Origin of the sequence: Pseudoflavonifractor sp. SW1122 (assembly GCF_012027765.1) — a bacterium.
In the GTDB taxonomy this organism is placed as follows: Bacteria; Bacillota; Clostridia; order Oscillospirales; family Oscillospiraceae; genus Enterenecus; species Enterenecus faecium.
Genome location: NZ_SJOS01000089.1, coordinates 1 through 2,437, shown reverse-complemented (window position 1 = coordinate 2,437; position 2,437 = coordinate 1). Strand labels below are relative to the sequence as shown.

The 2,437-nt window shown below is 57.7% G+C and carries 2 protein-coding genes; both read right to left on the bottom strand.

Annotation, left to right across the window (positions count from 1 at the left end; translation table 11 throughout):
* Positions 1–37: 37 nt before the first annotated feature.
* Positions 38–847 (bottom strand): hypothetical protein, encoded by an 810-nt coding sequence (locus tag E0L15_RS12070; protein WP_168125794.1) that lies wholly within the window; start codon positions 845–847, stop codon positions 38–40.
* 115 nt (positions 848–962) lie between these two features.
* A complete protein-coding gene (gene gdhA, locus E0L15_RS12065) occupies positions 963–2,309 on the bottom strand; it encodes an NADP-specific glutamate dehydrogenase (RefSeq protein WP_087234119.1) in 1,347 nt (448 codons plus the stop codon).
* Positions 2,310–2,437: the final 128 nt, after the last annotated feature.

The following is a 2,437-nucleotide window of genomic DNA, read 5'->3' as shown; positions in this document are numbered from 1 at the left end:
CCGGTGCAATTCTTGCACCGGGATTTTTTATACCTATTTATCGGGCGGCCACATCCTGGAAGGTCTGGGCGGTTCGGAACAGGTACACCAGTTTGAGGATTCCGATGACCAAAAGGGCAATGATAGCTGCCAAAAACACCAAAGCACCAATGACGATGACCGTGAAGATCACACCCACAATCATGGCAATGGTGGCGATGAGCATCCACTTCCACAGCTTTCTCCACTGCTCGCTGAGTAGATTGTCCACCCCCTCCAATACGTTGGCGTGGGCGTTAAACTCATTGTAGCAGCTAAAGAAGGAGAGGATAGCACTGCACAGGGAAACCGTCAGAGCCAAGGCCTCATTGCTGATGAAGATGGCCCCTCCATCCAGAAGCGCGGTAATCAAAATCAAGATGCCCGCCCAGCGATACCCCTCTGCCCTGGAGGCAATGCGTAGCAGCACCACACCGTACACCACACCACAGGCAAAGTCCAACAGGTATCCCACCACCTGGATGCTGGGCATCCACTGGACGATGACGCTGGCAATGTTGGCAGGGATAAAGAGCCAGAACAACACCCAAATCCACTTGGCCAGGAAGCTTCCCCGCTCCCGGAGTTCCTGCTGATACTCCAATTCCGCCTTCTTTTGGGCCAGGCGGTACTGAGGTGCGGTGTCTCTCCCCCGATACATGCCGCATTGGGTGTTGTAGGTGCAGCTGTCACAGGTCTTGTGCCCCTTCTGGCGACAGCATAGGGCCAGCTTGCACTCCCGGCTGGCCTCCTCCAGGCAGCCCCGGCAGCTGGTCTCCGCCCGATAGCCGCAGGTTTGACAGCTCTTTCCACAATAGGTCTCGCTCATGGCTCTCCCTCCTTTGTTCAGGTTGACCATATTGTACCATGAAGAGCGAAAACAAACAAGCCCCGCCCGGTGTGTTACACACCAGACGGGGCTTCTGTACAGTTCTATCTTTCTATTAGCAAATTCCTTGCCAGAGCATTGCATCCGCAACCTTCAGGAATCCGGCGATGTTGGCACCGGCCTGGATGTCGCCCTTCATGCCGTACTTCTCGGCGGCGTCGGCGCAGGCCTTGTAAATGCCCTCCATGATACCCTTGAGCTTGCTGTCCACTTCCTCGAAGGTCCAGCTGATACGGCCGGAGTTCTGGCTCATCTCCAGACCGGAGGTGGCCACGCCGCCAGCGTTGGAAGCCTTGGCGGGGGAGAACATCAGGCCAGCGCCCTTGATGGCGGAAATGGCCTCGGGGGTGCAGGGCATGTTGGCGCCCTCAAACACACCGATGCAGCCGTTGGCGATGAGGGCCTTGGCGGCCTCCTCGTCCAGCTCGTTCTGGGTGGCGCAGGGCAGAGCGATGTCGCAGGGCACGGTCCAGATGCCGGAGCAGCCCTCCACGTACTTGGCAGTGGGGACATAGTCCAGGTAGGTCTTGATGCGGGCACGCTTGACCTCCTTGATCTCCTGGATGACCTTATAATCAATGCCGTTCTCGTCTACAATGTAACCATTGGAGTCGGACATGGCGATGACCTTACCGCCCAGGGTGGTGCACTTCTGGTTGGCGTAGATGGCCACGTTGCCGGAGCCGGAGATCACCACCCGCTTGCCCTCGAAGGACTGTCCGTTGTCGTGGAGCTGGGCGTCGGCGAAGTAGCACAGACCGAAGCCGGTGGCCTCGGTACGGGCCAGAGAGCCGCCGTAGGACAGGCTCTTGCCGGTGAGCACGCCGGTCCACTCGTTGCGCAGCTTCTTGTACTGGCCGAAGAGATAGCCGATCTCACGGGCGCCCACGCCGATGTCGCCGGCGGGCACGTCGGTGTCGGGGCCGATGTGGCGATACAGCTCATTCATAAAGGACTGGCAGAAACGCATAATCTCCCCGTCGCTCTTGCCCTTGGGGTCGAAGTCAGAGCCGCCCTTGCCGCCGCCCATGGGCAGAGTGGTCAGAGCATTCTTGAAGACCTGCTCAAAGCCCAGGAACTTGATGACAGACAGGTTGACGGTGGGGTGCAGACGCAGACCGCCCTTGTAGGGGCCAATGGCGGAGTTGAACTGGACACGGTAGCCGCGGTTGACCTGCACCACGCCGTTGTCGTCCACCCAGGGCACCCGGAAGAGAATGGCCCGCTCAGGCTCCACCATACGGCCCACAATGTTCTGCTGCTCGTAGCGGGGATCGGCCTCCACCACGGGCTCCAGAGACTCCAAAACTTCCTCCACAGCCTGGAGGAACTCCTTCTCATGACCGTTGCGGGCCTTCAGGCCCTCCATGACGGACTTCAGATAAGCGTTATTCAGAGACATGTTTGCCAACATCCTTTCTATTTTGAAAGTGTGTAATTTAGCTTGCTACTGTATTGTACACCCCAACCGTCATTTTTGCAATACCTAATGTTCAAACTTGCATAAAAGAAGGAAATATCGTTGACACA

Excerpts from the sequence above, each read along its gene's own strand:
- gdhA (WP_087234119.1), bottom strand. The coding sequence starts at position 2,309 with ATGTCTCTGAATAACGCTTATCTGAAGTCCGTCATGGAGGGCCTGAAG.
- E0L15_RS12070 (WP_168125794.1), bottom strand. The coding sequence starts at position 847 with ATGAGCGAGACCTATTGTGGAAAGAGCTGTCAAACCTGCGGCTATCGG.